Source organism: Paenibacillus sp. GP183, from assembly GCF_900104695.1.
Lineage (GTDB): Bacteria > Bacillota > Bacilli > Paenibacillales > NBRC-103111 > Paenibacillus_AI.
The window spans coordinates 19,410-43,315 of the sequence record NZ_FNSW01000002.1; the positions used below are offsets into that span (position 1 = coordinate 19,410).

General features: G+C 42.6%; 23 protein-coding genes. 20 read left to right on the top strand and 3 right to left on the bottom strand.

What is annotated here, in order from left to right; genetic code table 11:
* Positions 1 to 50 precede the first annotated feature (50 nt).
* The 19 genes from BLV33_RS26655 (at position 51) to BLV33_RS26755 (ending at position 20,447) form a co-directional block, all read left to right on the top strand.
* Positions 51 to 698, top strand: coding sequence for an RraA family protein (locus tag BLV33_RS26655; protein ID WP_090799278.1), 648 nt, complete (start codon positions 51 to 53; stop codon positions 696 to 698).
* 25 nt (positions 699 to 723) lie between these two features.
* Positions 724 to 2,277, top strand: a complete 1,554-nt coding sequence (locus BLV33_RS26660; protein WP_171909387.1) for a glutathione ABC transporter substrate-binding protein — start codon at positions 724 to 726, stop codon at positions 2,275 to 2,277.
* Between the two features lie 65 nt (positions 2,278 to 2,342).
* Entirely contained in the window at positions 2,343 to 3,263 is a 921-nt protein-coding gene (gene nikB, locus BLV33_RS26665; RefSeq protein ID WP_090799282.1) for a nickel ABC transporter permease, read from the top strand.
* 14 nt (positions 3,264 to 3,277) lie between these two features.
* Positions 3,278 to 4,174, top strand: a complete 897-nt coding sequence (nikC, locus tag BLV33_RS26670) for a nickel transporter permease (protein WP_171909388.1) — start codon at positions 3,278 to 3,280, stop codon at positions 4,172 to 4,174.
* Positions 4,175 to 4,231: 57 nt separating this feature from the next.
* Positions 4,232 to 5,209: an ABC transporter ATP-binding protein gene (locus BLV33_RS26675; protein ID WP_090799284.1), complete on the top strand. Its 978-nt coding sequence runs from the start codon at positions 4,232 to 4,234 to the stop codon at positions 5,207 to 5,209.
* Position 5,210: 1 nt separating this feature from the next.
* A complete protein-coding gene (locus tag BLV33_RS26680) occupies positions 5,211 to 6,176 on the top strand; it encodes an ABC transporter ATP-binding protein (protein ID WP_090799286.1) in 966 nt (321 codons plus the stop codon).
* A 60-nt stretch (positions 6,177 to 6,236) separates the two neighbouring features.
* Entirely contained in the window at positions 6,237 to 6,989 is a 753-nt protein-coding gene (locus BLV33_RS26685; protein ID WP_090799288.1) for a creatininase family protein, read from the top strand.
* Between the two features lie 65 nt (positions 6,990 to 7,054).
* Positions 7,055 to 7,963, top strand: a complete 909-nt coding sequence (locus tag BLV33_RS26690) for an isoaspartyl peptidase/L-asparaginase family protein (protein ID WP_171909389.1) — start codon at positions 7,055 to 7,057, stop codon at positions 7,961 to 7,963.
* 30 nt (positions 7,964 to 7,993) lie between these two features.
* On the top strand, positions 7,994 to 8,746 hold the full coding sequence (locus BLV33_RS26695; protein WP_090799292.1) for a creatininase family protein: 753 nt from the start codon (positions 7,994 to 7,996) through the stop codon (positions 8,744 to 8,746).
* A gap of 28 nt (positions 8,747 to 8,774) precedes the next feature.
* Positions 8,775 to 9,539 carry an SDR family NAD(P)-dependent oxidoreductase gene (locus tag BLV33_RS26700; protein ID WP_090799294.1) on the top strand — a complete coding sequence of 255 codons (765 nt, stop codon included), beginning with the start codon at positions 8,775 to 8,777 and terminating at the stop codon, positions 9,537 to 9,539.
* An 18-nt stretch (positions 9,540 to 9,557) separates the two neighbouring features.
* A complete protein-coding gene (locus BLV33_RS26705; protein WP_090799296.1) occupies positions 9,558 to 10,340 on the top strand; it encodes an SDR family NAD(P)-dependent oxidoreductase in 783 nt (260 codons plus the stop codon).
* A 21-nt stretch (positions 10,341 to 10,361) separates the two neighbouring features.
* Complete coding sequence (locus tag BLV33_RS26710) at positions 10,362 to 11,618, top strand: methylaspartate ammonia-lyase (protein WP_090799298.1); 1,257 nt, start codon at positions 10,362 to 10,364, stop codon at positions 11,616 to 11,618.
* A gap of 109 nt (positions 11,619 to 11,727) precedes the next feature.
* Positions 11,728 to 12,606 carry a fumarylacetoacetate hydrolase family protein gene (locus BLV33_RS26715; protein WP_090799300.1) on the top strand — a complete coding sequence of 293 codons (879 nt, stop codon included), beginning with the start codon at positions 11,728 to 11,730 and terminating at the stop codon, positions 12,604 to 12,606.
* 15 nt (positions 12,607 to 12,621) lie between these two features.
* On the top strand, positions 12,622 to 13,119 hold the full coding sequence (locus tag BLV33_RS26720; protein WP_253187275.1) for an S-layer homology domain-containing protein: 498 nt from the start codon (positions 12,622 to 12,624) through the stop codon (positions 13,117 to 13,119).
* A 1,421-nt stretch (positions 13,120 to 14,540) separates the two neighbouring features.
* Positions 14,541 to 15,500: a recombinase family protein gene (locus BLV33_RS26730; RefSeq protein WP_090799304.1), complete on the top strand. Its 960-nt coding sequence runs from the start codon at positions 14,541 to 14,543 to the stop codon at positions 15,498 to 15,500.
* A 131-nt stretch (positions 15,501 to 15,631) separates the two neighbouring features.
* Positions 15,632 to 15,904 (top strand): PBPRA1643 family SWIM/SEC-C metal-binding motif protein, encoded by a 273-nt coding sequence (locus tag BLV33_RS26735; RefSeq protein ID WP_139305848.1) that lies wholly within the window; start codon positions 15,632 to 15,634, stop codon positions 15,902 to 15,904.
* A gap of 55 nt (positions 15,905 to 15,959) precedes the next feature.
* Positions 15,960 to 16,463, top strand: coding sequence for a DUF6398 domain-containing protein (locus tag BLV33_RS26740; RefSeq protein ID WP_090799309.1), 504 nt, complete (start codon positions 15,960 to 15,962; stop codon positions 16,461 to 16,463).
* A gap of 86 nt (positions 16,464 to 16,549) precedes the next feature.
* The gene (locus tag BLV33_RS26745; RefSeq protein WP_090799310.1) at positions 16,550 to 17,356 is read left to right on the top strand and encodes a hypothetical protein; all 807 of its coding nucleotides are present in this window, start codon (positions 16,550 to 16,552) and stop codon (positions 17,354 to 17,356) included.
* 2,053 nt (positions 17,357 to 19,409) lie between these two features.
* Complete coding sequence (locus tag BLV33_RS26755) at positions 19,410 to 20,447, top strand: hypothetical protein (protein ID WP_090799314.1); 1,038 nt, start codon at positions 19,410 to 19,412, stop codon at positions 20,445 to 20,447.
* 693 nt (positions 20,448 to 21,140) lie between these two features.
* Here the strand turns inward: BLV33_RS26755 and radC are convergent.
* The 3 genes from radC to BLV33_RS29565 form a co-directional block, all read right to left on the bottom strand.
* Entirely contained in the window at positions 21,141 to 21,734 is a 594-nt protein-coding gene (gene radC / locus BLV33_RS26765; RefSeq protein WP_090799808.1) for a RadC family protein, read from the bottom strand.
* Positions 21,735 to 21,827: 93 nt separating this feature from the next.
* On the bottom strand, positions 21,828 to 22,037 hold the full coding sequence (locus tag BLV33_RS26770) for a hypothetical protein (protein WP_090799317.1): 210 nt from the start codon (positions 22,035 to 22,037) through the stop codon (positions 21,828 to 21,830).
* A 239-nt stretch (positions 22,038 to 22,276) separates the two neighbouring features.
* Positions 22,277 to 22,429, bottom strand: coding sequence for a hypothetical protein (locus tag BLV33_RS29565; protein ID WP_171909390.1), 153 nt, complete (start codon positions 22,427 to 22,429; stop codon positions 22,277 to 22,279).
* Between the two features lie 528 nt (positions 22,430 to 22,957).
* Here BLV33_RS29565 and BLV33_RS26775 point away from each other — a divergent pair.
* Positions 22,958 to 23,905, top strand: coding sequence for a restriction endonuclease PLD domain-containing protein (locus BLV33_RS26775; protein ID WP_090799318.1), 948 nt, complete (start codon positions 22,958 to 22,960; stop codon positions 23,903 to 23,905).
* Position 23,906 lies beyond the last annotated feature (1 nt).

Below are 23,906 nucleotides of genomic sequence, written 5' to 3' on the forward strand. Positions count from 1 at the left end.
CGGATTAGCCTTTAACCAGACTATAGAGCTTAATAGGGAGGGAATCCACTGTGTTTCGTCTCAATCCAAGGGTTCAAGGGGTAAGTCCGGAATTGCTCCATTTATATCAGAAAGTATGTCCATCTACGATTGGACATCTTACAGACTTTGGCTTTTTAAAAGGAATGCATCCTTTGTTCCGTCCGATTCGCTTTGTAGGGAATGCAGTAACAGTTAGAATCCCTCATATAGATTCCAGTGCTGTTCATAAGGCATTGGATCTCGTAGAACCCGGTGATGTTATCGTAATAGATATGTCAGGGGATACCGAGCGAGCATGCTGGGGAGGGGGCGTCTCCTATGCAGCTAATTTCAAAAAAATTGCCGGAGTTATCATTGCAGGTTGCGCTACGGATGTAAATGAAATTAAGGAACTTGGTTTACCTGTTTTTTCGCTTGGAGTAAGTCCGTTAACTACTCGCGTTTTAGGGATTGAAGGTGAAATCAATACAACCATTAGCGTTTGCGGCGTAAGCGTAAATCCAGGAGATTTGATTGTTGCCGATGATGATGGTGTGTTTGTGATTAATCCGAAAGATGCGGTGGAGTATGGAAAAAAAGCGCTGCAAATGCAAGAGTCGGAAATAGAAACAAAGCGCAAACTGGACGCGGGTGTTTCTCTTGCATCGCTGACTGGAGCTAGTCGATTTTTTGAATAAAAACGAGACGATGGGGGGTACTCCTATGAATGTGCTGTTTAGGAAATTATCGAAAAGAGTGATTGTTTTGTTTGTAGCAGCCATGCTGGTTATTATGTCCGCTTGCAGTTCTCCTTCCACTAATGGGAACGGAAGCAGCGGTACGGCCAAGCCAAAAGATTTGACGTTTGCATGGGGCGGCGATCCTACCACGATGGATCCTCAGAATACAACTGTGTTTGAAACGGCTGTCGTCCAGATTTTCGAAAATTTAGTCGCTTTTAATGGCAATATGGAGATTGTGCCCCAATTGGCAAAAAGCTGGGAACATTCCTCCGATAATAAAAATTGGACGTTCACGCTTCGGGAAGGGGTTAAGTTTCAGGACGGCACTCCTTTTAATGCCGATGCTGTAAAAAAGAGCTTCGATCGGGTAACAAACCCGGATAACAAGCTTGGTCGTTTTACCTTATTAGGGCCTTTTTTGGATAACATTACAGTCGAAAGCGATACTAAGGTAACCTTCCACCTGAAAGAGCCGTATGGTCCGATTCTGAATGTATTGGCTCACCCCGGCAGTGGCATTCTTAGTCCCAAATCGATTCAAGAAGGCACCGTCGCTAAAAACCCGGTAGGCACCGGGCCGTATAAGCTAAAACAATGGACGCCGGGAGATTCGGTGGTGTTTGAGCCATATCCTGATTATTGGGGAGGCAAGCCAAAGTTAAATTCGCTTACTTTTAAGACGGTCAAAGAGGGCACCTCTCGTGTAATTATGCTGGAAAACGGGGAGGCGGATGTCATAGCTCCAGTTCCAATTTCAGACATAGACCGCTTAAAGAAAAGTGATAAAGTGTCAATTTCCACTTATCCATCCAGTAACTTTCTTTACATCGGAATAAATAATATGAAAGCACCGTTCAATGATGTTAAAGTGCGTCAAGCCCTGAATTATGCGATTGACAAAGATGCCATTGTCAAAAAAATATTTATGGGCACCGGAAAAGCAGTGACAGCTGCCATAGCCGAAAAAACCTGGGGTTATAGCAATGTAGGCGCCTACCCTTATAACAAGGAAAAAGCGAAACAACTACTGCAAGAGGCCGGAGTTAAAGAAGGAACGACCATAAAATTGTGGACTACAGATGGAAGTTTCTTGAATGACCGTCAAACCGCCGAATTTGTTCAGAACAGTTTGCAAGAAGTAGGATTAAAAGTTGAATTAACGAAATGGGAATTCGGTGCATTCTTTGAGGCTTTGAAGTCCCCGGACAAGTATGACTTGTACTTAAGGGAAGGCGGTCCCCCGACGAATGATGCGGACTGGATAATCCGGTCGTTGTTTTCAACAGGAAATGCGTTTAACCACAGTCGGTTTTCTAACCCGGATGCCGATAAACTCATTCAGGCAGGACTACATGAAACTAATGTGGACGCACGCAAGAAAATTTATGCCGACCTTCTGACGATTCTCAAGGATCAAGCGGCATGGCTTTATTTAGTTGAAGAGCCTGGGGTAATAGGAACTGGAAAAAATGTAAAGGATGTTGTGCCCTTTGCAACGGGGATTATTGATTTCAAAAATGCCGTGAAGAACTAAAACCATTCTGAAAGCAGGGGGGGCTCACTCCCCTCCCCTTTTATTTTTACAAAGGAGGCGAGTGAATGGTTAATTACATTATAAAACGCGTGCTGCAGATGATTCCGACCTTAATTGGAGTGTCCATTCTTATCTTTATATTGATTCATTCGGTTCCGGGTGACCCTGCTCGGATGATCGCCGGGAATGATGCCAGCGAACAAGATGTGCAGATCCTGCGGGAGCGACTTGGCTTGAATCAGCCATTATACATTCAGTACGGAAAATATGTGACTCGATTATTGCAGGGGGATCTTGGAACGTCCCTTCGATCCGATCGACCTGTGCTTCAGGAAATTATGAATCGCTTTCCAACTACGCTCACACTTACTGTGATGGCTATAATCATCATGATTCTTGTTGGACTGTTCGCAGGCATTTTGTCTGCTACCAAGCCCAACAGTAAACGGGATAATGCGATGATGATGTTTTCGTTATTCGGAATTTCCATGCCGATTTTCTGGTTAGGGCTCATGCTGATTTTACTTTTTTCTTATTATTTAAAAATATTCCCTTCCGGCGGAAACGGAGGGTTTATATACTTTATTCTTCCCGCCGTTGCTATCGGTCTTTCTTCTTCAGCCATCTTGGCCCGGCTAACCCGTTCTAGCATCCTTGAGATTATCTTCCAGGACTTTGTTCGAACTGCCCGTGCAAAAGGGGTAAAGGAAAGGGTAGTTATTTTCAAGCATACGTTAAAAAATGCATTGATCCCGATTATTACTATTATAGGATTGGAATTTGGACAAATGCTCGGCGGCGCCGTGATCGCTGAAACTGTATTTTCCATGAACGGACTTGGACGTTTTGTCATTCAGTCGATTCAGTACAGGGATTATCCGGCGATTCAAGGATGCGTGCTTTTTATCGCTGGCATGTTTGTCTTGATCAACTTGATTGTCGATCTTTGTTACAGTTTGGTTGATCCGAGAGTGAGATACGAATAGAAAGGAGCGCAATCATGAGTCAAACGGTAGCAGTGGTAAATCAAAAACCTTTGGATCAGGCGTATACTCCCCGTTCGCCGTGGCAAATGATGGCGAATCGATTCAAAAAGAACAAGCGGGCGATGGTGGGTCTGTGTATGGCCTTAATCTTTATCATCGTCGCTGTTTTTGCTCGTTGGATAGCTCCTTTTGATCCTCTTGCCCAAAACATTGAGATAATGCTGCAGTCGCCTTCCATAAGCCATCTCTTAGGCACCGATGAATTTGGCCGTGATATTTTGTCGCGGATCATTTACGGGGCTCAAATTTCTTTAATGATCGGGATCGTCTGCGTATTGATATCTGTTATTTTCGGTGTGGCGTTAGGAACGATGTCGGGTTATTTCGGCGGTGTGATCGATTCGTTAATCATGCGAATCATGGATATTTTTATGGCGTTTCCAAGCTTTTTGCTCGCACTCGCCATTGTCAGCGTATTAGGCCCCGGCATGTTCAACGTCATGATTGCCATCGGCATCTTCTCGATTCCGACCTTTGCCCGGATTTCCCGAAGCACCGTGATATCCGTGAAGAGCAGAGAATATATTGAAGCTACTAAAGCGATGGGTGGGAGCAATACGCAAATCATATTCAAACATGTAATTCCGAACAGCATCGCTCCGATTATTGTCCTGTCCACTTTGCGTATAGCAACAGCTATTCTAACCGCTTCAGGTCTAAGCTTCCTGGGTATGGGAGCCCAGCCTCCTACACCTGAATGGGGAGCCATGCTGAGCACAGGAAGAGAATATTTACGGACATCCCCCCATGTCAGTACGATACCGGGTTTGGCTATTATGTTTATGGTTTTGGCTTTTAACATGCTTGGGGATGGCCTGCGGGATGCTCTCGATCCTAAGATGAAGATTTAAAAGAAATCCTTAGGAAAGCTGTTCAGGTATCAGTTCGTTTCGCGGGAGGGATAAATTTTGAAAAATAAACTGCTTGAAGTAGAGGATCTCAAGACTTATTTCTATACAGATGAAAGTGTTATTCCTGCCGTTGATGGAGTCAGTTTTACGATTTATGAAGGGGAGACCATAGGTATAGTCGGTGAATCCGGCTGCGGAAAAAGCGTGACTTCTCTAACAATAATGAAATTAACTCCCGGAAAAGTAGAGGAGGGTTCCATTACCTTTAACGGAAGGGATATATTATCTCTTTCTGACCATGAGATGAGAGAGATTCGCGGCAATGAAATGGCAATGATCTTCCAAGAGCCGATGACTTCACTAAATCCTGTGTTTACGGTTGGGCAGCAGATCGGCGAAACATTCGAGATCCACGTGAAGCTTAATAAAGCGAAGGCCAGAGAAAGAGCAATTGAAATGCTCAAGCTGGTTGGGATTCCCCGCCCTGAGCATATTGTTGATGAATATCCGCACCAACTATCCGGAGGTATGAGGCAGCGGGTTATGATCGCAATGGCTATGGCTTGTAATCCGAAGCTCTTGATTGCAGATGAACCGACCACGGCGTTAGACGTGACGATCCAGGCCCAAATTTTGGATTTAATGAGGGAACTAAAGGCTAAACATAATACGGCTATCATGATGATTACTCACGATTTGGGCGTGGTGGCCGAAATGTGCGACCGTGTTATTGTGATGTACGGTGGAAAAGTTGTTGAAGAAAGCGATGTCGTGACCCTCTTTACTAACCCGAAACACCCATATACGCAAGGCTTAATGAAGTCGATTCCGACTTTGGAATCGAATGCAAAGCGGCTCTACTCCATTAAAGGAAACGTTCCGATTCCTGGAAGTTTGCGCGGAGGATGCGCTTTTGCGCCCAGATGCGAGTTCGCTGAAGAGATTTGCCGTCAAAAAGAACCTATGCTCACAGAAATCGAGCCTCATCACTTCAGCCGCTGCTGGCTCCATGCATCTTACCAAGGGGGTGAATGAAATGAAACAGCCGCTCATGGAGATCAGAAACTTAAAAAAATATTTTCCTGTTAAAAAAGGGATTTTCAGCCGAAATATAAGCCACGTCAAGGCTGTGGACGGATTGGATTTTACCATTTACAAAGGGGAAACTCTAGGTTTAGTAGGAGAAAGCGGCTGCGGAAAATCGACTACAGGGAGAACGATCCTGCAGCTTCTTAAGCCTACCGAGGGAGAGGTTATTTATGAAGGAAAGAACCTCGTTGGATTGAATCATGGTGAACTAAGGAAGCTGCGCAGGAATATGCAAATGATATTTCAAGATCCGTATGCTTCTCTGGATCCTCGGCTGACAATAGGCGAGATTATCGCAGAACCGTTGGAGATTCACGGAATTGTTTATGGCAAGGAAAAAAATCGGAGGATTGAGGAGCTGCTCGAAGTCGTTGGTTTGAACAGCCACCATGCCAAACGGTACGCACACGAATTCAGCGGCGGCCAACGTCAACGAATCGGAATTGCACGTGCCTTAGCGTTAAATCCGCTGCTGATTGTGGCTGATGAACCGGTATCGGCATTGGATGTATCGATTCAATCCCAGGTGATCAATCTCCTTCAGGATTTACAATTACAGTTTCAATTGACCTATTTGTTTATTGCCCATGATTTAAGTGTGGTGAAGCATATCAGTGACCGGATAGGCGTGATGTACCTGGGAAGAATTGTGGAACTTTCGGATAAGGAAGAGCTTTTCGCTTCACCCAAGCATCCGTACACCCAAGCTTTGCTGTCTGCGGTACCCATTCCGAATCCTTTGGTGAAGAAGGAAAGAATTTTGCTGCAAGGGGATGTACCAAGCCCGGCTAACCCGCCTTCAGGCTGCACCTTCCATCCGCGGTGCCGTGAATGCATGGCGGTTTGCCGAACGGAAAAGCCGGAATTAAGAGAAGTGGACGGCCAGTTGGTCGCATGCCATTTGTACAATTGAATTTTGAACATCTCGTGTCTTCTTGAACGAGTCAAAACATTATATGAAGGAGCTTGAACCATGCCATTAAAAACTACTAATGCCTTAAAAGAAATGAGTTGGACCACTTTTGTTGAAAGAAAAAAAGAAACGAATCTGGTCATTATTCCTTCCGGCGCTTTTGAAGTGTACGGACATCATTTACCGCTGGGGTCGGATACGCTGGTTGCTGTGAAGCTTGCTGAATTGGTAGCAGAGCGTGTAAATGCAATTATTGGACCTACGTTCGAAGTGGGAGATTCAACTGCCTTATATGACTTTCCTGGTACAATAACGATAAAACCGGAAAGCTTCAAAGCTTATATGATGGACACTGTTGTGAGTCTTCAAAAATGGGGATTTAAAGATTTTCTATTCATAAATTCACATATGGGAAACGTTCCTATGGTCAATCAAATCTCTCTTTACATTCAAGAGGATGAACAAAGCCGTTGTTCTCAAATTGATTTCTGGCGTTTTCTGAAGCAGCATGATGCCGGAATTATAGAAACTGGAGAATCGGCTCATGGCCATGCCAGCGAGGCAGGGACATCTGTGATGCTGTACCTGTATCCCGAGCTTACTGATACCAGTAAATGGGTGCATGAACCGATTAAAATAGTCGACGACTTTGCTGACATTATTAAATATCCCAAGTTTAATACCCTTACGAATTCCGGAACGATTGGCAATGCAACCATGGGGACGCGGGAAAAGGGAGAAGCTTTGGTTCAAAGGTCTGTTGATCGAATTGTTCAATTTTTGTTGGATAAGTGGGGGTATTCCAGTCGTTAAAAAGACATTAATGTCGTTAATGTATTATTGAAATTTCATATAAACTGAATGCCGGAGGAGATCCCGTGTCGACAATCATTGTTCATGGTAGCGTGGAAACAAGTGAGGCATCCCCGTTTATCGAAGGCTTAAAGAAAGGTGCTCTTAAAGGTTATGCTAAACTGATCGAAGGTCGTTTGAAAGCAATTGAAGCGGCTGTTAATGAGCTTGAAGACAATCCGCTTTTTAATGCCGGACTGGGATCCGTTTTGAATAGAGACGGTTTTGTGGAAGTAGACGGATCCATTATGAACGGAGAAACCGGGAAGTTTTCGGCAGTTGCTGCGATGCCGCAAACAAGGTATGCCATTAGCGTCGCTTATCATTTGCTGGAAGAATCCGATCATGTTCTGTTAGCCGGTTCGGGGGCAGCCATATTTGCTCGGGAGAAAGGGATTCCATTAGATAATTGCATTAGCAGCGAGCAGCTTGAATCCTGGAAACTGGCACGCAAAATGTTGGATGAAGGGAAGAAGTTGGATTTCAGTTTATATACCGGAATAAAGAAAGAGACCGATACGGTCGGCTGTATCATCTGCGACGATAATGGAAAGCTGGCTGCAGGCTCTTCTACCGGAGGTTCATTCATGAAGCTGCCCGGAAGGGTGGGAGATACTCCCATCATCGGAGGAGGGATTTATTCATCCGATCAATCGGCAGTTGTGTGTACAGGTAAAGGTGAAGCCTTTATTCAGACATTAACGGCAAAATTTGTTGACGATCAGATCCGGTTGGGCAAACATCCCCAGGATGTTGCCGAAGAGGCGATTGAACGCATGACGCGTCTAACAGGTGAAACGGGCGGCTTGATTGTGGTTGATGCCTTGGAACGTATTGGAATCTTTCACAATTGCAATTCGTTTCCTGTAGTGGTTGTGGTAGACGGAGAGGTTAAAAATATAATCAATAACCGCATGATCAGTCAGCAGCTGTAAACTAATTCAATCAGAGGAGAGGGAATGGAAATGGCGTATATCGGATCAAAAATGACAGGTAATCAGTATAATCAGGCTAAAATTGATAAGGTTATTTTCGGTGTGGGTGCATTCGAAAACCACGGATACCACATGCCGTTTGGCACGGATGCTTTAATTTCCAATGGATTGGCGGAAAGAGTTGCGGAACGGGTCGACGATTTAATGGTTATTCCTCCTATTAATTACGGATTCAGCGCTCATTATAATAAATTGCCTTTTGTCGTAAGCCTGCAGCCTGAAACGATTACGAGTGTCATTAAAGAAGTTCTTCAAGAGGTTATCCGCAATGGCATCAAAAAAATCATCATCATTAACGGGCACGATGGAAATATCGCTCCGATTGAATTGGCTGCGCGTGCGGTAAAGGTTCAGTATCCGGATGTAGTCATCGCCAGTTTAAACGACTGGTGGGTAGCCGCCGGGAAAATGATTCCACCGGGAACGTTTGAAGTATGGGACGGTATGGGTCATGCAGGCGAAGGGGAAACGTCGATGGGGCTTGCCTTATTTCCCGAGCTGATGCAAATGGAACATGCCAAAGGTGTTGTGCCCAAGCTTCCGGGGCATGTCGATATCAAATGGCGCTTTGAAGAATTGACGGATACCGGCGCAAGCGGCGACCCCAGTGTAGGAACAGTGGAAAAAGGAAAGCTGCTTGAGAAAGCTGTCGTTGATGTCATGGTCAATTTTATTAATGAGATGGATAAAAATGATTGGAAATACGGCTTGGCCCTCAAATAAACATTTTTAGCGGGAGGATGAAAGTACATTGTTTAATTTAGAAGGAAAAGCGGTCATTGTAACGGGATCCGGGCGTGGAATCGGAAGGGGAGTCGCCGAATTGTTCGCGTCGCTGGGTGCAAATGTGACGATTTGTGATATTGATGGACAGCTCGCGCAGCAATCGGCTGATTACATCCGTTCGCAAGGCTTTCAAGCGATGGCGATAGCCTGTGATGTTACGAAGCAAGACGAAGTCAAAAGCGTAGTTGAGCAAACGATCAAGGAATATGGCCGTATCGACATTCTCGTCAATAACGCCGGAATTGCAGGAAATAGAATGTTCCCCGACATCACTTTAACTGAATGGAACCGGATGTTTGACGTACATTTAACTGGAACATTTCTATTCTCGAAAGAAGTTCTTCCCTATATGAAACGGGATGGCGGCGGAAGGATCATCAATATCTCCTCCAACTGGGGACAGCGCGGTGAAGCTGGCGCTGTTCATTACTCAGCGGTAAAGGCTGGAATTATCGGATTTACAAAAGCTTTGGCGCGTGAATTAGCGCCTCACCATATTTTAGTCAACGCTGTTGCGCCCGGCCCGATAGAGACCGATATGATTGAAGATGAAGCCCGCCTTCTGGGCACGACAGCAGAAGAAATCCGCATGAATCAGGCCGCCAAAATTCCTTTGCAACGGCTGGGAACGATACGGGAAGTGGCCGTCAGCATCGCTTTTCTGGCTGGTGAGACAGGCAATTTTTATTGCGGGCAAGTCATATCCCCCAATGGCGGAGAAGTTATATAATTCGGGAGGCGACCCTACTTGGTCTTAAAGGACAAAATTTCAATTATTACGGGCGCAGGCTCAGGGATTGGCCGGGCCTCCGCCCTGCTTTTTTCCCAACAAGGCGCGACGGTTATCGTTGCCGATCTGAATGAACAAATGGGCATGGAGACCGTTGAACTGATTAAGGGGCAAAATGGGCAGGCGGTATTTCAACAAATTAACGTGGCAGATGCGTCCGATGTGAAACGATTAATCGATTTCACTCATGGGCAATACGGGAAAATCGATATCCTTTTTAATAATGCAGGGATTGAGTATTTTACAACGATAGAAGATACGACCGAGGAAGAGTGGGACCTCACCATCGATACCAATCTAAAAGGAGTTTTCTTAGGCTTAAAGTATGTGCTGCCCATTATGAAAAATCAACGGTACGGCAGTATTATCAATATGGCTTCCATCGCAGGTCTTGCCGCATGGCCGGGATTAGGAGTTTATTCGGCGGCCAAAGGGGGAGTCGTCCTGCTCAGCAAGGCGGCTGCGGCCGAGTACGGCAAATTCGGGATTCGGGTAAACAGCCTATGCCCCGGTTCCATCCGGACGCCTCTTTTAGAGGAACAATTTTTAGGTAAAATGAAGGATCCAGCAGCTGCTGAATTACAGCTGCTTAAACACTATCCGCTCAATCGGTTGGGATCACCCGAGGAAGTGGCTAATGCCGCCATCTTTTTGGCCAGTGATTCCGCCTCATTCGTAACAGGGCAAGCATTCGGTGTTGATGGAGGGTTGTCCTCCTTTGTCGGAGATCTGATTCAATAGAATTGGGGTTGGAGGGTTGCTATGAAAATTGTCCAGGTTGTTTTATCGCAAGGGTACACCGGCTTTTATTTTGACGATCTGTCAGCTATCAGGCAAAATGCTGCCCAGGATGGCTTTACTTATCAGGGGATCCCCGTAACGAAAGGTTTTTCAAGCATTAGACAGGCGGGGGAAAGCATCTCCATGATGCTCATACTTGAAGATGGGCAGGTTGCCGTCGGGGATTGCGCGATGGTTCAATATCCCGGTGTCGGGGGAAGGGATCCTTTATTTTCAGCCCAAGAGTTTATGAAGGTTATCGAGCAGCACGTTTCTCCCCGTTTGATTGGCAGAGAACTGAAGTCATTTCGCGAATTGGCCGAGGAAGTGGATCATATCGAAATAGATGGAGCTCTCCTACACAGCGCCATCAGGTATGGTGCGACTCAAGCGATATTAGACGCCGTGGCCAAAGCGAAGAAAATCACGATGGCTGAAGTAATCAGGGAAGAGTACCATATAGATACGGCATTCAAAAAAGTACCCATCTTTGCCCAAACCGGCGACGACAGGTATTTAAATGTGGATAAGATGATCATGAAGGAAGTTGATGTTCTGCCACATGGATTAATTAATAATGTGAAGGAAAAGTTAGGAAGCAGTGGTGAACATTTAAACGAATACGTACATTGGTTGAAAAACCGGATTGTGCAGCTGCGAAAAAATGAACAGTACTCACCCGTCTTACATATTGATGTTTACGGAACCATTGGACTTGCTTTTGACTATGACCTGGAGCGAATAGCCGACTATCTCCGCGAACTGGAGAAGATCGCATTTCCTTTTCCATTAAGAATCGAGAGTCCGATGGATTGCGGAGACCGTGAAGCGCAATGGCAAAATTTAAAATCGTTAAGGTCCATATTGAAGCAAAAAGCAATACGCACCGAAATTGTTGCAGATGAATGGTGTAATACCAAAGAAGATATCTATTTATTTGTAGACCAGCAAGCGGCGGATATGATTCAGATCAAGTCGCCGGATCTGGGCGGCATTCATAATATTATCGAGTCTATCTTGTATTGCAAACAACATGGCGTAGGAGCTTATTGTGGCGGATCGTGCAATGAAACGGAAATTTCCGCGCGGATCACGACCCAAATCGCGATCGCATGCGGAGCCGACCAGTGTTTGGCGAAGCCAGGAATGGGAGTTGACGAAGGGTACATGATCGTCAATAACGAAATGAACCGGGTTTTGGCATTATGCAAATTAAGGGAAAATATGCAAATAACCTAATATGAAGGGGTGATTCAGATGTCAGATGGATCACCCCCTCTTTATACCTCGAGGAAATCCAGGAATTCAGGAGAAGCAATCAAACTTTATCTAAGGAGAGGGTTAAATAATGCGCTTTGCCACTATCAAGCTTAATGGTTCGGAAGCCAGCGCAGTCGTGACAGAAAACGGAGTCATTCCCGTGGAGACATTAAATGCAAAGTTTAATAAATCCTGGTCGACAGAGCTGTTGAAACTGTTAATGACAGGGCAGCTGGAAGAAATGAAAATCTGGTTTCAAAACGGTGGGAAGAAGGATATTACAGCAATAGCAGATGAGATGATTCCACTTGTACAAGTGAACTACGGACCACTTTACCGCCATCCGCGAAAAATATGGGGCATCGGTCTTAATTATGTCGAGCACGCTGCAGACCTTCATGAAAAAGCACCAAGTACCGAACCCGCAAGCTTTATGAAACCGGACACGACGATTATAGGCCCGGGCGATGAGATCCAGATTCCCGTGCAGTCCAAACGCACAACAGCCGAATCTGAACTCGGCATCATTATCGGGAAGGAATGCAAAGATGTATCGGAAGAGGATGCCCAAAGAGTCATTGCTGGATTTACAACGATCATCGATATGACGGCTGAGGATATATTGGAAATTAATCCGAGGTATCTTACCCGCTCCAAAAGCTTCAATACATTTTTTAGTTTCGGCCCTCAGCTGGTGACGCCAGATGAAGTGGACGATGTGCTGAATTTAAACGTGTCGACTGTAATTAACGGCAGTGTTCACCGAAGAAATGTCATTTCTAACATGACATTTCGTCCCTGGTATCTGGTTTCATTCCACTCCAAAGTCATGACGCTGCTGCCGGGAGATATCATTTCTACCGGGACTCCGGGTGCTGTCGTCATTCGGGACGGCGATGTGGTGGCATGCGATATCGATGGGTTTGAGAGTCTGGTGAATCGTGTAAAGGATATAAAAGCTACATAAAGAGGTAACAAATACTTGCATACCCAAAAACATCATTGTCATACTTTCCCACCCGACAAGGAAAATTGGTGTGAACAATTCAAAATAAGTACTGCGGAATTTGCGGTCATGCTGATGAATAAGTTGAAGCCGCAAGGAGAAGCAGCGGCACTGACTTTCACAGACACGGCGAAGATTGGAGCTTGGGCGCAAAAAGCGGTCGCACAAGCGGTAAAAGCAGGGATTATTAAAGGCTATGAGGACGGCAGTTTCGGTCCGGATGCACAAATTACACGCGCTGAGATGGCAGTGATGCTCGCGGGCGCTTTGGGTCAGTCTAACGAAGCGAATGCCGTAACTGGCTTCACAGACGACAAGGACATTCCGGTGTGGGCGAAAGGTGCAGTGGCGGCAATTAAGAAACAAGGCCTTGTAGAAGGTAAAGGTTCAAACGCATTCGATCCTAATGGCAATACAACAAGAGCAGAAGCAGTAACGGTTCTGCTGAAATTGTTGACACAGAAGAATCAGTAAAGTAAAGGTCATCAGCACGAACTGATTGTAGATTAACAAGGGTTATCCTTTAACTTTAACGGTAGAATAAACTGTTTAAAGGATAACCCTTGTCTTATTTCAAATATGAAGTCTCCACTCACGTTGTGTGCTGTGTGTTGGTAGTGAGTAAGCATTGATTTAACGCCATATTTCCCTGAATGGATTTTATTGGATAGAGCAAGAGTAAATCGATAGGACATAATCCTATCGGTTTACTCTTTATTTTTTTTGTTATCAATAGTTTTGAGTTATTCGTTCAGTTGTTAAAGAAACTATCAGCTGGAGTCGAAATATGTTGAATCACACAATGTATAATGATAAAGTTTCGGGTACATTTCGCATTCGGCTTTTTTATTTTTCAAAAATTGTTATAAAGATTTTGGGGGGCGCTGTTTCTCCAAACCCCTCCCCATGCTCTCTGTCTTCCGCTGTATAGCTTGTTGGTGGGACGGTGAGTCAGTCTGAGCTGCGTTTACAGTTCTGGTATGGCAATTGTTCGTCCTTGCCGCTCACGGCGGCGTTGGGGTGTATTTACAGGGGGACAATAGCGCATTCTGACGTTATCGGGAATCTAATAAAGCAATGTTAAGTTGATGCGGCTCTCGTAGAGGGGTCGTATTTTTGTTTGCGATCATTTTTTAATCGGATGGTGGTATCGTTTACTCGGATAGAGGTACGCGCCATGTCCTTAAAAAGCTGCTATAACGCTGCTTTGTTGCTGTTCTCTTGGTCGCTAATAAATTAAATAGGAATACCTATAAAAAGGTGCTTTGCTAGGGGCTGTATAGGCATTCTAATAAAGGTGATCTCTTTAAGAAGGCAATAAATCAATACATGTACTGATGACTGTACTAAAGTACTGATAGGCAGTAACGAGAGCTGAACACTTAAACTATATGTGGCTCTTACGCCATCGATTGTACCAAGGAGCAGGAAGCCTTGCTGCATAAGACTTCTCGCCAGTCTCAATCGAAGAAGATGAGTTGCAGTTCCGCGAAAAACAGGCTTCCTCCGCTTCAATCCCTCAGTAGTTACTCTCATGTGAACAGTTGAATCTTCGCATTTTTTGTCATACAATTTTGTATATGGAATCAGGCTTGGTTGCAGGAGTAACAAACGTTTAGCGGCATTACCCTGCAATTTCCCATGTGCAGGGTTCAGTCCCTTTAAACTCGAACGAAAATGTTGAGTTAACTTTCGTCCGCAGGATATATTTCGGCGTGGATACACGTCTGTTGCCGTTTGAAGGGTAAAACCATGCAGACACTCGATTTTTTCATGGAGTAGGCTCGAAAACGACAAGCCACAAGTTCAATAACTACGCGACAATGGCTTCCTAAAGCGGCTGAATTTTGGTGCAGTACATTGGTCATTTTTGCAACTGACTATTCGACCTACAGTTGCGCGCTCTAGCAATTGCCAATTATCTTAACGAGAAAGGCATCCTTCCATCCAGAAAGAATGGTCAACAATGGCATGATTCTTCTGTTCGGTTGGTGCTTTCGAATCGCCATTATACAGGAGATCTAGTCCACGGGTGTTCGAAAGTTGATGGTAAGGATAAAATTCATCTTCAAGATAAGGGCTATAATAAACGAAAGATGATTGACGAGGGCGATTGGATTATCGTTCCTAATCACCATGAACCGCTAGTTACTAGAGAACAGTTCAAAGCCGTTCAAGAGAAGAGGCAAGAGAAGGCTGATCGGTTATATCGTGGCAGAGGGAAGAAATCGTTATTCGCTAGAGTAGCCTATTGTGCCGATTGTGGTAAGGGCATGAATTACATTCGTGTCCGCAAAGGCTATGTCTGCGGCTCCCACCATAGATCAACTGGGAAGAAATGCGCTTCCCATTTCATTGACCACGTTGAATTGAAAGAAGCAGTATTAAATGACTTGCGACAACTGTCTAGCAACGCAATGGATCGAGACTCTCTGGTGCAGAATACCTTAAAACGAGCAAACGAGAAAATTACGGATGCTAAAGATGAATTGAATGATGTAAATAAGAAGTTAAGACTTTTGCAAAAAGATCGAATGGAGCTTGTTGATAAGCTGCTAAACAAGACGTTAGACGATGAAATTTTCAAAATGTATAATTTGGGTCTGAAGACGAAACAGGAAGCACTTGAATTAAGGGCAAGAGAACTGGAATCTGTTGTATCCCAAGAACAGGAAAATCAAGGCTCCATACATGCGTTTCAATTGGAGATTGAACGTTTTACTCAACTGGAAATCTCAGATGAGGAAATCCTTCGAGAAGTGCTTCATCGCTTGATTGAAAGGGTAGAAGTAGCTGAGGATGGCAGTATAGACATCCATTATGATTTCAAAAATCCATTTTTAATGGGGGCTTAAATTGCCCCCTTCCATTTTGTCAATAATAAGCATACCGCACATGTGGAGTGCGTGGATATATCGGAAGGATTGAATTATCTTGTTGTCGAATAAGAAAAAGATAGCAAATCATCATGATAGGGGTTGTCATAATGGCAAAATTGGGAGATAACAAGAAACCTGCTATAGTTAGAGTTGCAACGGAGGAAAGAGCACAGGAAATTTATGCTCTGTGTGAGAATAACGGTTGGAAAGTAGTCATTGGAATAGAACCTGATAAAGTAGAGGATATTTCGGATGTGCAGAAGCTGCTGGGCATGAGAGTTGAAAATACGAAAACAATATATAACTTTAAAACCATAGGTCGGAATGATCCTTGCTCATGTGGTAGCGGTCAAAAGTATAAAAAATGCTGTGGAAAATAGCGTGATAAGGCACAGAATTGATATATGCAAATAAAGGATAAGAGGAGGTTGGAGAATGAAAGGTAAATCATTAACAGTTCCCAATGAAATGCAAGATAAATACAATGAAATTACTGAGATTCTAAAAAACTTTTGTGAGGAAAATTTGAATGAAGAATATGAGTTTGTTTGTTGCCAGTTGAATGCTGCATTATGTCGTAAACGCCCATCGCCACTCGTAAAAGGGAAAGCAAACACTTGGGCATGTGGAATAGTACATGCAATAGGGATGGTCAATTTTCTTTTTGATGTATCTCAAAAACCTACAATGAAGGCAAAAGAATTATATAATAAATTCGGTGTGAGTGAAAGTAATGGAAGCAGTAAATCAAAACAAATAAGAGATCTAATGAAGATAGGGGTATTTGATCCAAAATGGACATTGCCAAGTAAAATAAATGATAATCCAATGGCATGGATGATAATGGTGAATGGGTTAACTATTGATGCACGATACGCACCAAGAGAAATTCAGGAAGAAGCATTTAAACTAGGCTTGATTCCATATTTACCAGAATAAAAAGTGAAGAGAGAAAAATATAAATGGACATATGATTGCGGAAAGTAATTCTCGGAGCGAGGATATATGCGAAGGAATGAGAATTTATGAGCCAAATACAAGCAGGACGTAAATCCTCTTTATTAACTACCACTCAGCTTAAACGAAAGTTAAATGAACTCTCGAAAGAAGAAATCATCGAACTTTTAGCCGACACATGTAAGTCAAATAAAGAGGCGCAAGCATTTGTATCTGTAAGACTTCAAGGAGAGAAAGCGATCCTTGAGTTGTTCGAAGATTACAAAGAGCAGATACGTAAAGAATTTTATCCAACCCGTGGATTACCCAAGTTGCGAGTAGCTACAGTTAAACAAGCCATATCTGACATAAACACTCTCGGTAAAGGAACTAATTGGCCGCTTGAGTTGATGATCTGCTTTGCAGAAATCGCTGTTCAGTCCATCCATGAGAATGGCGATATTTTCGAAGATATGGGCGATTGTTTTACTGACGTGTATGCTGAGATTATTCAAAGGCTCAATAGAGAAAAAACACCCGAATTGTATGAAAAGTATAAAGACCACTTGAAAGCAATTGTAAACACAAAGGGTTGTGAATGCTGGGGAATCCATGATTCACTTGAAGGCTCTTATTCCATGCTCAAATGGGTAGACCACGATGAGGAAGAAGAAGAAGACTTCCCGGACACCATTTCATATGCAGCAATGAAAAAATGGCTTAACATTTCGGAGGTTAAACGAAATCAAATCATTAACAATGCTTGGTGTGGCAAATGTTCGAGCTCAACTACTTTAGTAAACTTTTCAATAAGTTTGGATGGATCTGTACTTTTCTTAAATGGCTACTGTAATAAATGCAATAACGCTGCATTAAGAGTTATTGAAACGGATTAGGTCTCCCACCTCCCCTCATCGGGAGGTTTTTTCATGCGAACATACGCTTGCTGACAGTTGGTGTCGGTGCTGATGTGTAATGATGGAAATAATCTGTCGAATAAAGGAATCTCCAGTTGGATTGTGGAATAAGTCTAAATCGATTTAATAGAATTTGAATATCAAGTTGTTTCAGTAAGGTCTTTAAATACGAACATTTGTTTGATATAATAAATACAAACGAATGTTCGGGAGTGATTGGCGTGGCTCAACAAGAAACGATGACGCTTAAGAGGTTTCAAGAGAAGTTCAATACGATTCCGTTCAATAGATATCGTTACATCTTTCTTATTCGATTTGTATTCTAGAGAATATTCGATTACTGAGTTACCGAATTGAATGATTGGCACTTCTAAACCTCCGAATCAAGTTCTAATTAGAAGAGTATTATCGATTTCCATCCCTCAAGCGACGAACATTCTGATGAACACTTCATAGTTGTGCTGTTCCTGGGGGGAGATTCAGGATCTCTATGTGCTTAGTGACAAGGGGAGGTCCTTGTCTTTAATGTTTAACCGAGGGTCTAGGCGGGAAGCGGAGCGACCCCGCCAAAATGGAGCCGAAGGCCCCAATATTAAGACCACAATTTTGTCATTTCGTAATCTATTCACGATACGACATACAAGCCCTTGTAGCGTTTACGATAAAGGCTTAAGTCATTTAATGTTGTTCAGATCTGTATAAGCTTTAACGAAGTAGCTACCCCCAGCTGGAGCTACCACAATAAAATGTTTTCTGTAACTAATACAATTTATAACGTTTCATCTGGTGAAACTCATTGATGGTGCGGATAAGCAAGTTTTAATTAGAATTATTTCATACTTCCGTGTGTAAAATGTGGAAAACATCGCATATTAAATACCTACCAAATGATAGAAGGAAGCAAGCTAATTAGTTAGTGTGAGTGTGCTGTGTACAGATTGTATTCGCCGATCATCGATTTTAACATCAATCTGTGCCTTTACGACCTATTCCGTCTTCAGGCCGCGTCGGTGCAACTCACTACAACTTAATGAACTCGGTCATCGTCAATTCACCTTTACAATTGGTGTAAAGGAAAGTGAACGTTAGCTTTATATTAGTAAAGAATAATATACATCTTCCGATGTAGTACAATGTGCCTATGACTTTCCATATTTCTACAAATTAGTTGTTAAGATAGGAGTAATTTATACCCCCCCTGGGCGCGAACTAAAATCGCCCTCATCTAGATTAGTCAAAATACGTTTTGCCAATTGCATACGGTTTTCGGATTTATATAGTTTTCCAAAATATATAAATTTGGTGAGTGTGAAAAAGATTGCAGCAGCGGCAATCTTGTTTCACTATGTCCAGTGTGGCGTATGCAGGTGTCATTAATTCAGATGTCTTGACACAAGGTGAAGAAGGAGAGCCCAACTATCTGTAAAAGTACGGCTGGTCCACAGCTTACCGATGGCGTTTGAAATACATACCAAGATCCATCCCATAAAAAGCTCAATGCGGAATCCATCTGTACTTCGTCAGCGAATCCGTCGTAGAAACCATCTTAATCGACCAACGAATATAGAAGGCAAAAGAAGGCAAACAAGCTAGGGGCTGACTTTACTTTTTTTATTATTCTTTTGTTCGGATTACTGATCCTATGTGCCTGGCAAATCAATCAGGGAGGCAAAGAGACTGTCAATAAACTGAATAACCTTAAATATCAATCAACAGAACGAAAACTAATAACACAGCAGTACTAAATAATCTTCGTAACGGTGCGTTCTTGCAAGTCAAAACTTTGTGACTGGAAGTGCGACGCTATAAATGCCAGTTCAAAAGGTATGCATGGAAACCAAAATATTAAGCATTACATGGTGATAATTAGGGACGAAGGAACTTTGCTGACAAATATCAGATGAGTTATTAATAGCCCACATTGCGAACTCACAGAAGAACAAGCACATCAACAAATAGTACTGCCCCAAATGGAATCTTACTCATTGGAGTCGTCTATGCCATTTGGAAACAGGTAGAAAAAGGTCAACTCTTGAAGGAAGAAACTGAGCGCTTGCAACTTGAAGCTAAGCTCTCGGAGATGTTGAAGGATCAATATTTCGAGTCTGATGATCGCCGCGTACGATTTCACGTCAAGAAGCATGTTCTTCTGTATATCTATGTTGGTAAGATTAGATATGACAGCTTTGAGGCCGCTCTAGCTAAAGAATCTTTTACCAAGAAAGAGTATGGAGCAATACAAGCTATTCAAGAGGTGATAGCGAAAAAGAGCAAGATTATCAACAGAGATATCGTATCCCCAGCATATTCCCGTGAATTTAAGGATACTTCTTTGGAAAATAAAGCAATGGAAGAAGCGAAAGCTCCAGCACAACAAAGTCGCCTCCCCCAAACTGATGATTCTCCAAAAGTACTAAAGAGCACAGTTCCTGTACCGAGAAAAGGCGAAAATCATAAAAGTGCAGTTGCTGTAAGGAATACAGATCCAATTGCAGCAGGTCAAGTGCAAAACGCACTCACCAGTAAAGCGCCTGAAGAAGCCATCAGCGACTCTAAGATGAACAGTATCAAAATTGAAGTCACGAGAGCTAGTCGAGAAATGCAAAGCAACAGGAGCGAGCGGCCCTTTACTGAGTTGGAGAAGGCTTTTGGCTATGCTTCCTTTATATATTGGCTGAACGCGTACCATCGGATGCTGAGTAACAATGATCCAGGGGTTCGTGAGTATTGCGAAGCCTGCAATGTCAGTGGAAGAATGGCTGCTATCAGTTTAATGGAACATTTGTATCAGGAACATGAGTTTGTCCAAGGAATATCTAGATATGTTCCCAACTTTAATAGAGTTAAAGAAATTGAACTGGCCCACTTAACAGGAACAGCGAACAGCCTTAGCTTTGATCCATACTGGCAAAATTGTACACTGCGGGCAGCAATCATGATTTGTAGGCAGTTAACTTATAACTTTACGGGTGTCCTAGGTAAGATGGACTTTAGAATCCCGAAAGACATGACTTTAGACGAACTAACGATTGCGATGGATCAATGGTTGAATGAAGTTCTGAATGCCTAAAGTTTGTTTGAGCGCCTTCGAATCATCTGCTAAAAAAGAGGGAATCGTCAAGGTGGTTACACAACAACTTATACGATCGTGTGTTCGCTTTCCTGGGGTTGAACGAATAAAGAATCCTAATTGTAGGTTTAATCCTAATTCATTATTAGATTCATAAGAATGTCTCAAACAAAAAAGATTGGGCACAGATGCAGAATGATGCACCCGTGCCCTTTTCTTTATATGATGGATTAGCTGTCTGTGACATGAGCCAGCGCCCATAGAGAGCCGAAGGCTTCTTAGGCTATTGGAGACAGCTATTGATTAAGGATAACTCACTAAACCTTACTATTGGTATAATACTACCTCATACGATTGATCCGTTATTTTATGCACACGATAATCGCATTTTAATGAGCTAAACAATTGCGAAAGATAGAAGATAACATCCGCAGCATAGACTGAGTCATTATCAGTAATAATAATACTTTCGTTGTTATCATTTAGCAGATAAGTAAGTGCTGCGTTTATTTCACTAAGTATCATGTTCGATTCCTTCCTTCTTGAGAGAATCTTACTGTTGGGTCTGTACGAGTGGTTCACATAAGGCCATTATAATATGAACAAGCACACGGATACCAATACTTCGTCAGCTCCCGTCTTTAAGTAAAATCAGAAACCTCAGCTAAGTTTAAGCTCACCCAATAATGTTAATTACATATATCCTAGTTCCTTAAGGCTGATGAATCTTTGGTGGCCGATTATAATATGGTCAAGGACTGTGATTCCTATAAGCTCGCCCACCTCAACAAGTCGATGTGTAAGCTGAATATCCTCTGGACTAGGGTCAGGCTGACCAGATGGGTGATTATGGGCACACACAATACTGGCAGATGAACGTTTGATCGCAGCTCGGAATACCTCTCTTGGATGCACTATACTAGCATTAAGGCTGCCCTGAGATAATGTCTCGACAGCAATGATATGATTCTTGGTATTGAGAAATATCACTTTAAATAATTCATGTTGTAGATACTCCATTTCTCCTCTCAAAAGATCATAAACGTCCTGAGGAATTCTTATAATTGTAGGTGCTTGCCTGGGCATATTGATCATTTTAGCAAGCTGTAATGCTGATAAGATTTGGCGGGTCTTTGCTTTACCGATACCTTTAATCTCCATCAGTTCTTGCTCTGAAGCTTGCAAAAGCTCATGAGGAGAAGAGAATCGTTTGAAGATCTCCTCAATCGTATAGCTTTCTGATCTTTCGTTTAGAGTAATTGCTAATAGGTTCTTGTATGAATACATGTTTATCACGGTTAATAACCTCCAATGGTATAGTAGAAAATGAAATAGAGGAGCAGCCGCAGCCACTCCCCTTGAATTTGAATAGATATTTGGTTATGATTGAATCAGCTTAATGTTACATGGGGCGCTTTCCAGAGCGTCCTTTTTCATGTCTTCAATCTCCAACTCGATCAGCACGAGCTTCACTAATGTTTTTGCATAGGTCATCCCTTCCCGCGTTTGCAGACAAGCATCTCTGTCCAGCACTCTCTTAATTTCATTCAATTCCTTCTTCATATTGAGCAATTCCAATAATCTTAGCATCTGTATCACCTCCTCACCATATGACTTACCTCATTGCCTTCGCACTTGATTCCTTTCAATCATCTTGATTCATATCTTGAACACCTCCTTTACAGTTATTGGGCGCCATCTCACATGCCCTTGAATATCTCTGTCAAACGCAAAAAAGCCCTAGATACACATTCCGTTTTAGGAACGTACATAGGGCTTAGTTGTTATTTCCTCGTTAAGATTTCTTTTAACAACCAAGTAAATCTCCTTCACAGTTTCTCTCGCCACCCCAACATCTGATAGACTACGTCCCGATAATCATGGGAAAGTGAATAATGCTCAGCCAAGTGTTTGGCGTATGTACTCTCAATCGGTTCCCATTCGGCCTCCAACCTGATCAATAAATTAATGACCGCATCCAAATATAACCTCCTCTCATGTGGGGTTCATCTCACTGCCTCAAAGAAGGCGTCAAACAAGAAAGCCTAGAGTGTTCTTTGTTTAGATGAATACAAGGCTTGGACACTATCCTAAATATGTGGATACCTTTTTACCCTTCATTAGGTGATTGATGAAAGCGCTGCATTCAATAGGGAAGGGGGTAGGCGAATCCAAAATTCTGAGTTATCAATAATTTCGCAATATGCCCGCAGCAAATTTTTAATTTTTTTCATTACCCTTATTGTGAAATTTTTTTCATATGAAGAGAATCGAATGAATCGGTAAAGTTTTAATCTTATTACAAAGAACAAATAGGTATTATCGGTGTGAGCGTATCGAAATTTCATATATAATGAAGACATGTCTCTGTGAGGCTCTAAGAGGACGTGCCTCGGATATAGTAGATGGAAGGATTTGGTTGTTAAGTGTCGAATCTTATATAAGGCTTTAGTACCGAATTGAGGAATTAAGCGAAAAGGAGTTAATATACATAAATTAGGAGTGATAATATGCCTTACTATCCACATTTATATGATCAAATTATTAAATCCCCATATCAGGAGAATCGTCATAACTTAAATGTCCTAACAGGGTATGCTTCATCTACATTTGTTCATCATTTATTATATACTTTTGAAAACCTTAACTTAGATGTAATACTAGGTATGGTAAAGGAACAACCAATTACTATTTGGGATCATAATGAATATATTAATTTAATTCAATCAACAAACAGGCTAAGAATGCGTTATTTTAATGGAACACCACCAATACACGCAAAGGTTTTACTGTGGTCGAAAAATAGAACTGCCGAAGAAGTAGCATTTGCAGGTTCTGCAAATTTAACTTGGCATGGTTTTAGAGATTACCAAGAGATAATGGTTCCTGCGGAGGTCTCCTTTGTTAAGGGGCTTTTTCCTAGTTCAAATGAATTAAAGGATTGTACTGACCCAGATATATTTCAGTTTTTCAATATGCAATTTCAACTTGAACCTGAGGTTAGTGATATTGATACTTCTGCTGTAGGAGCTGCTGTTAGAGGTAAGCCGAGTGTAGTGTTGCCATTAACACAAAAGAGAGATCAACAAGTACATGGTCGAAGTGGTCTAAATTGGGGTCAACGTGATGGAAGAGAACCGAATCAAGCATATATCCCTATCCCAATGGAGATTCATCGTCAACAACCTGATTTTTTTCCTGACAGAGCTGTAGATTTTACTATGATTACTGATGATGGTGAAAGCTTTATTTGTACAGTTGCTCAAGATGGTAATAAGGCCATTGAGACACATCATGATAACAGCATCATGGGTAAGTATTTTAGGCAGAGAATTGGTGTCCCTTTAGGAAATAAAGTTGAGACTGAAGACTTAGAAAGATATGGACGAAGTACAATTACTATTTATAAAATGAATGATGATACTTTCTATCTAGACTTTAGTTCACGAAGGAGATAAT

Excerpts from the sequence above, each read along its gene's own strand:
- nikC (WP_171909388.1), top strand. The coding sequence starts at position 3,278 with ATGAGTCAAACGGTAGCAGTGGTAAATCAAAAACCTTTGGATCAGGCG.
- BLV33_RS26685 (WP_090799288.1), top strand. The coding sequence starts at position 6,237 with ATGCCATTAAAAACTACTAATGCCTTAAAAGAAATGAGTTGGACCACT.
- nikB (WP_090799282.1), top strand. The coding sequence starts at position 2,343 with ATGGTTAATTACATTATAAAACGCGTGCTGCAGATGATTCCGACCTTA.
- BLV33_RS26715 (WP_090799300.1), top strand. The coding sequence starts at position 11,728 with ATGCGCTTTGCCACTATCAAGCTTAATGGTTCGGAAGCCAGCGCAGTC.
- BLV33_RS26775 (WP_090799318.1), top strand. The coding sequence starts at position 22,958 with ATGCCTTACTATCCACATTTATATGATCAAATTATTAAATCCCCATAT.
- BLV33_RS26745 (WP_090799310.1), top strand. The coding sequence starts at position 16,550 with ATGAGCCAAATACAAGCAGGACGTAAATCCTCTTTATTAACTACCACT.
- BLV33_RS26770 (WP_090799317.1), bottom strand. The coding sequence starts at position 22,037 with ATGCTAAGATTATTGGAATTGCTCAATATGAAGAAGGAATTGAATGAA.
- radC (WP_090799808.1), bottom strand. The coding sequence starts at position 21,734 with ATGTATTCATACAAGAACCTATTAGCAATTACTCTAAACGAAAGATCA.
- BLV33_RS26695 (WP_090799292.1), top strand. The coding sequence starts at position 7,994 with ATGGCGTATATCGGATCAAAAATGACAGGTAATCAGTATAATCAGGCT.
- BLV33_RS26735 (WP_139305848.1), top strand. The coding sequence starts at position 15,632 with ATGGCAAAATTGGGAGATAACAAGAAACCTGCTATAGTTAGAGTTGCA.
- BLV33_RS26740 (WP_090799309.1), top strand. The coding sequence starts at position 15,960 with ATGAAAGGTAAATCATTAACAGTTCCCAATGAAATGCAAGATAAATAC.
- BLV33_RS26660 (WP_171909387.1), top strand. The coding sequence starts at position 724 with ATGAATGTGCTGTTTAGGAAATTATCGAAAAGAGTGATTGTTTTGTTT.
- BLV33_RS26680 (WP_090799286.1), top strand. The coding sequence starts at position 5,211 with ATGAAACAGCCGCTCATGGAGATCAGAAACTTAAAAAAATATTTTCCT.
- BLV33_RS26710 (WP_090799298.1), top strand. The coding sequence starts at position 10,362 with ATGAAAATTGTCCAGGTTGTTTTATCGCAAGGGTACACCGGCTTTTAT.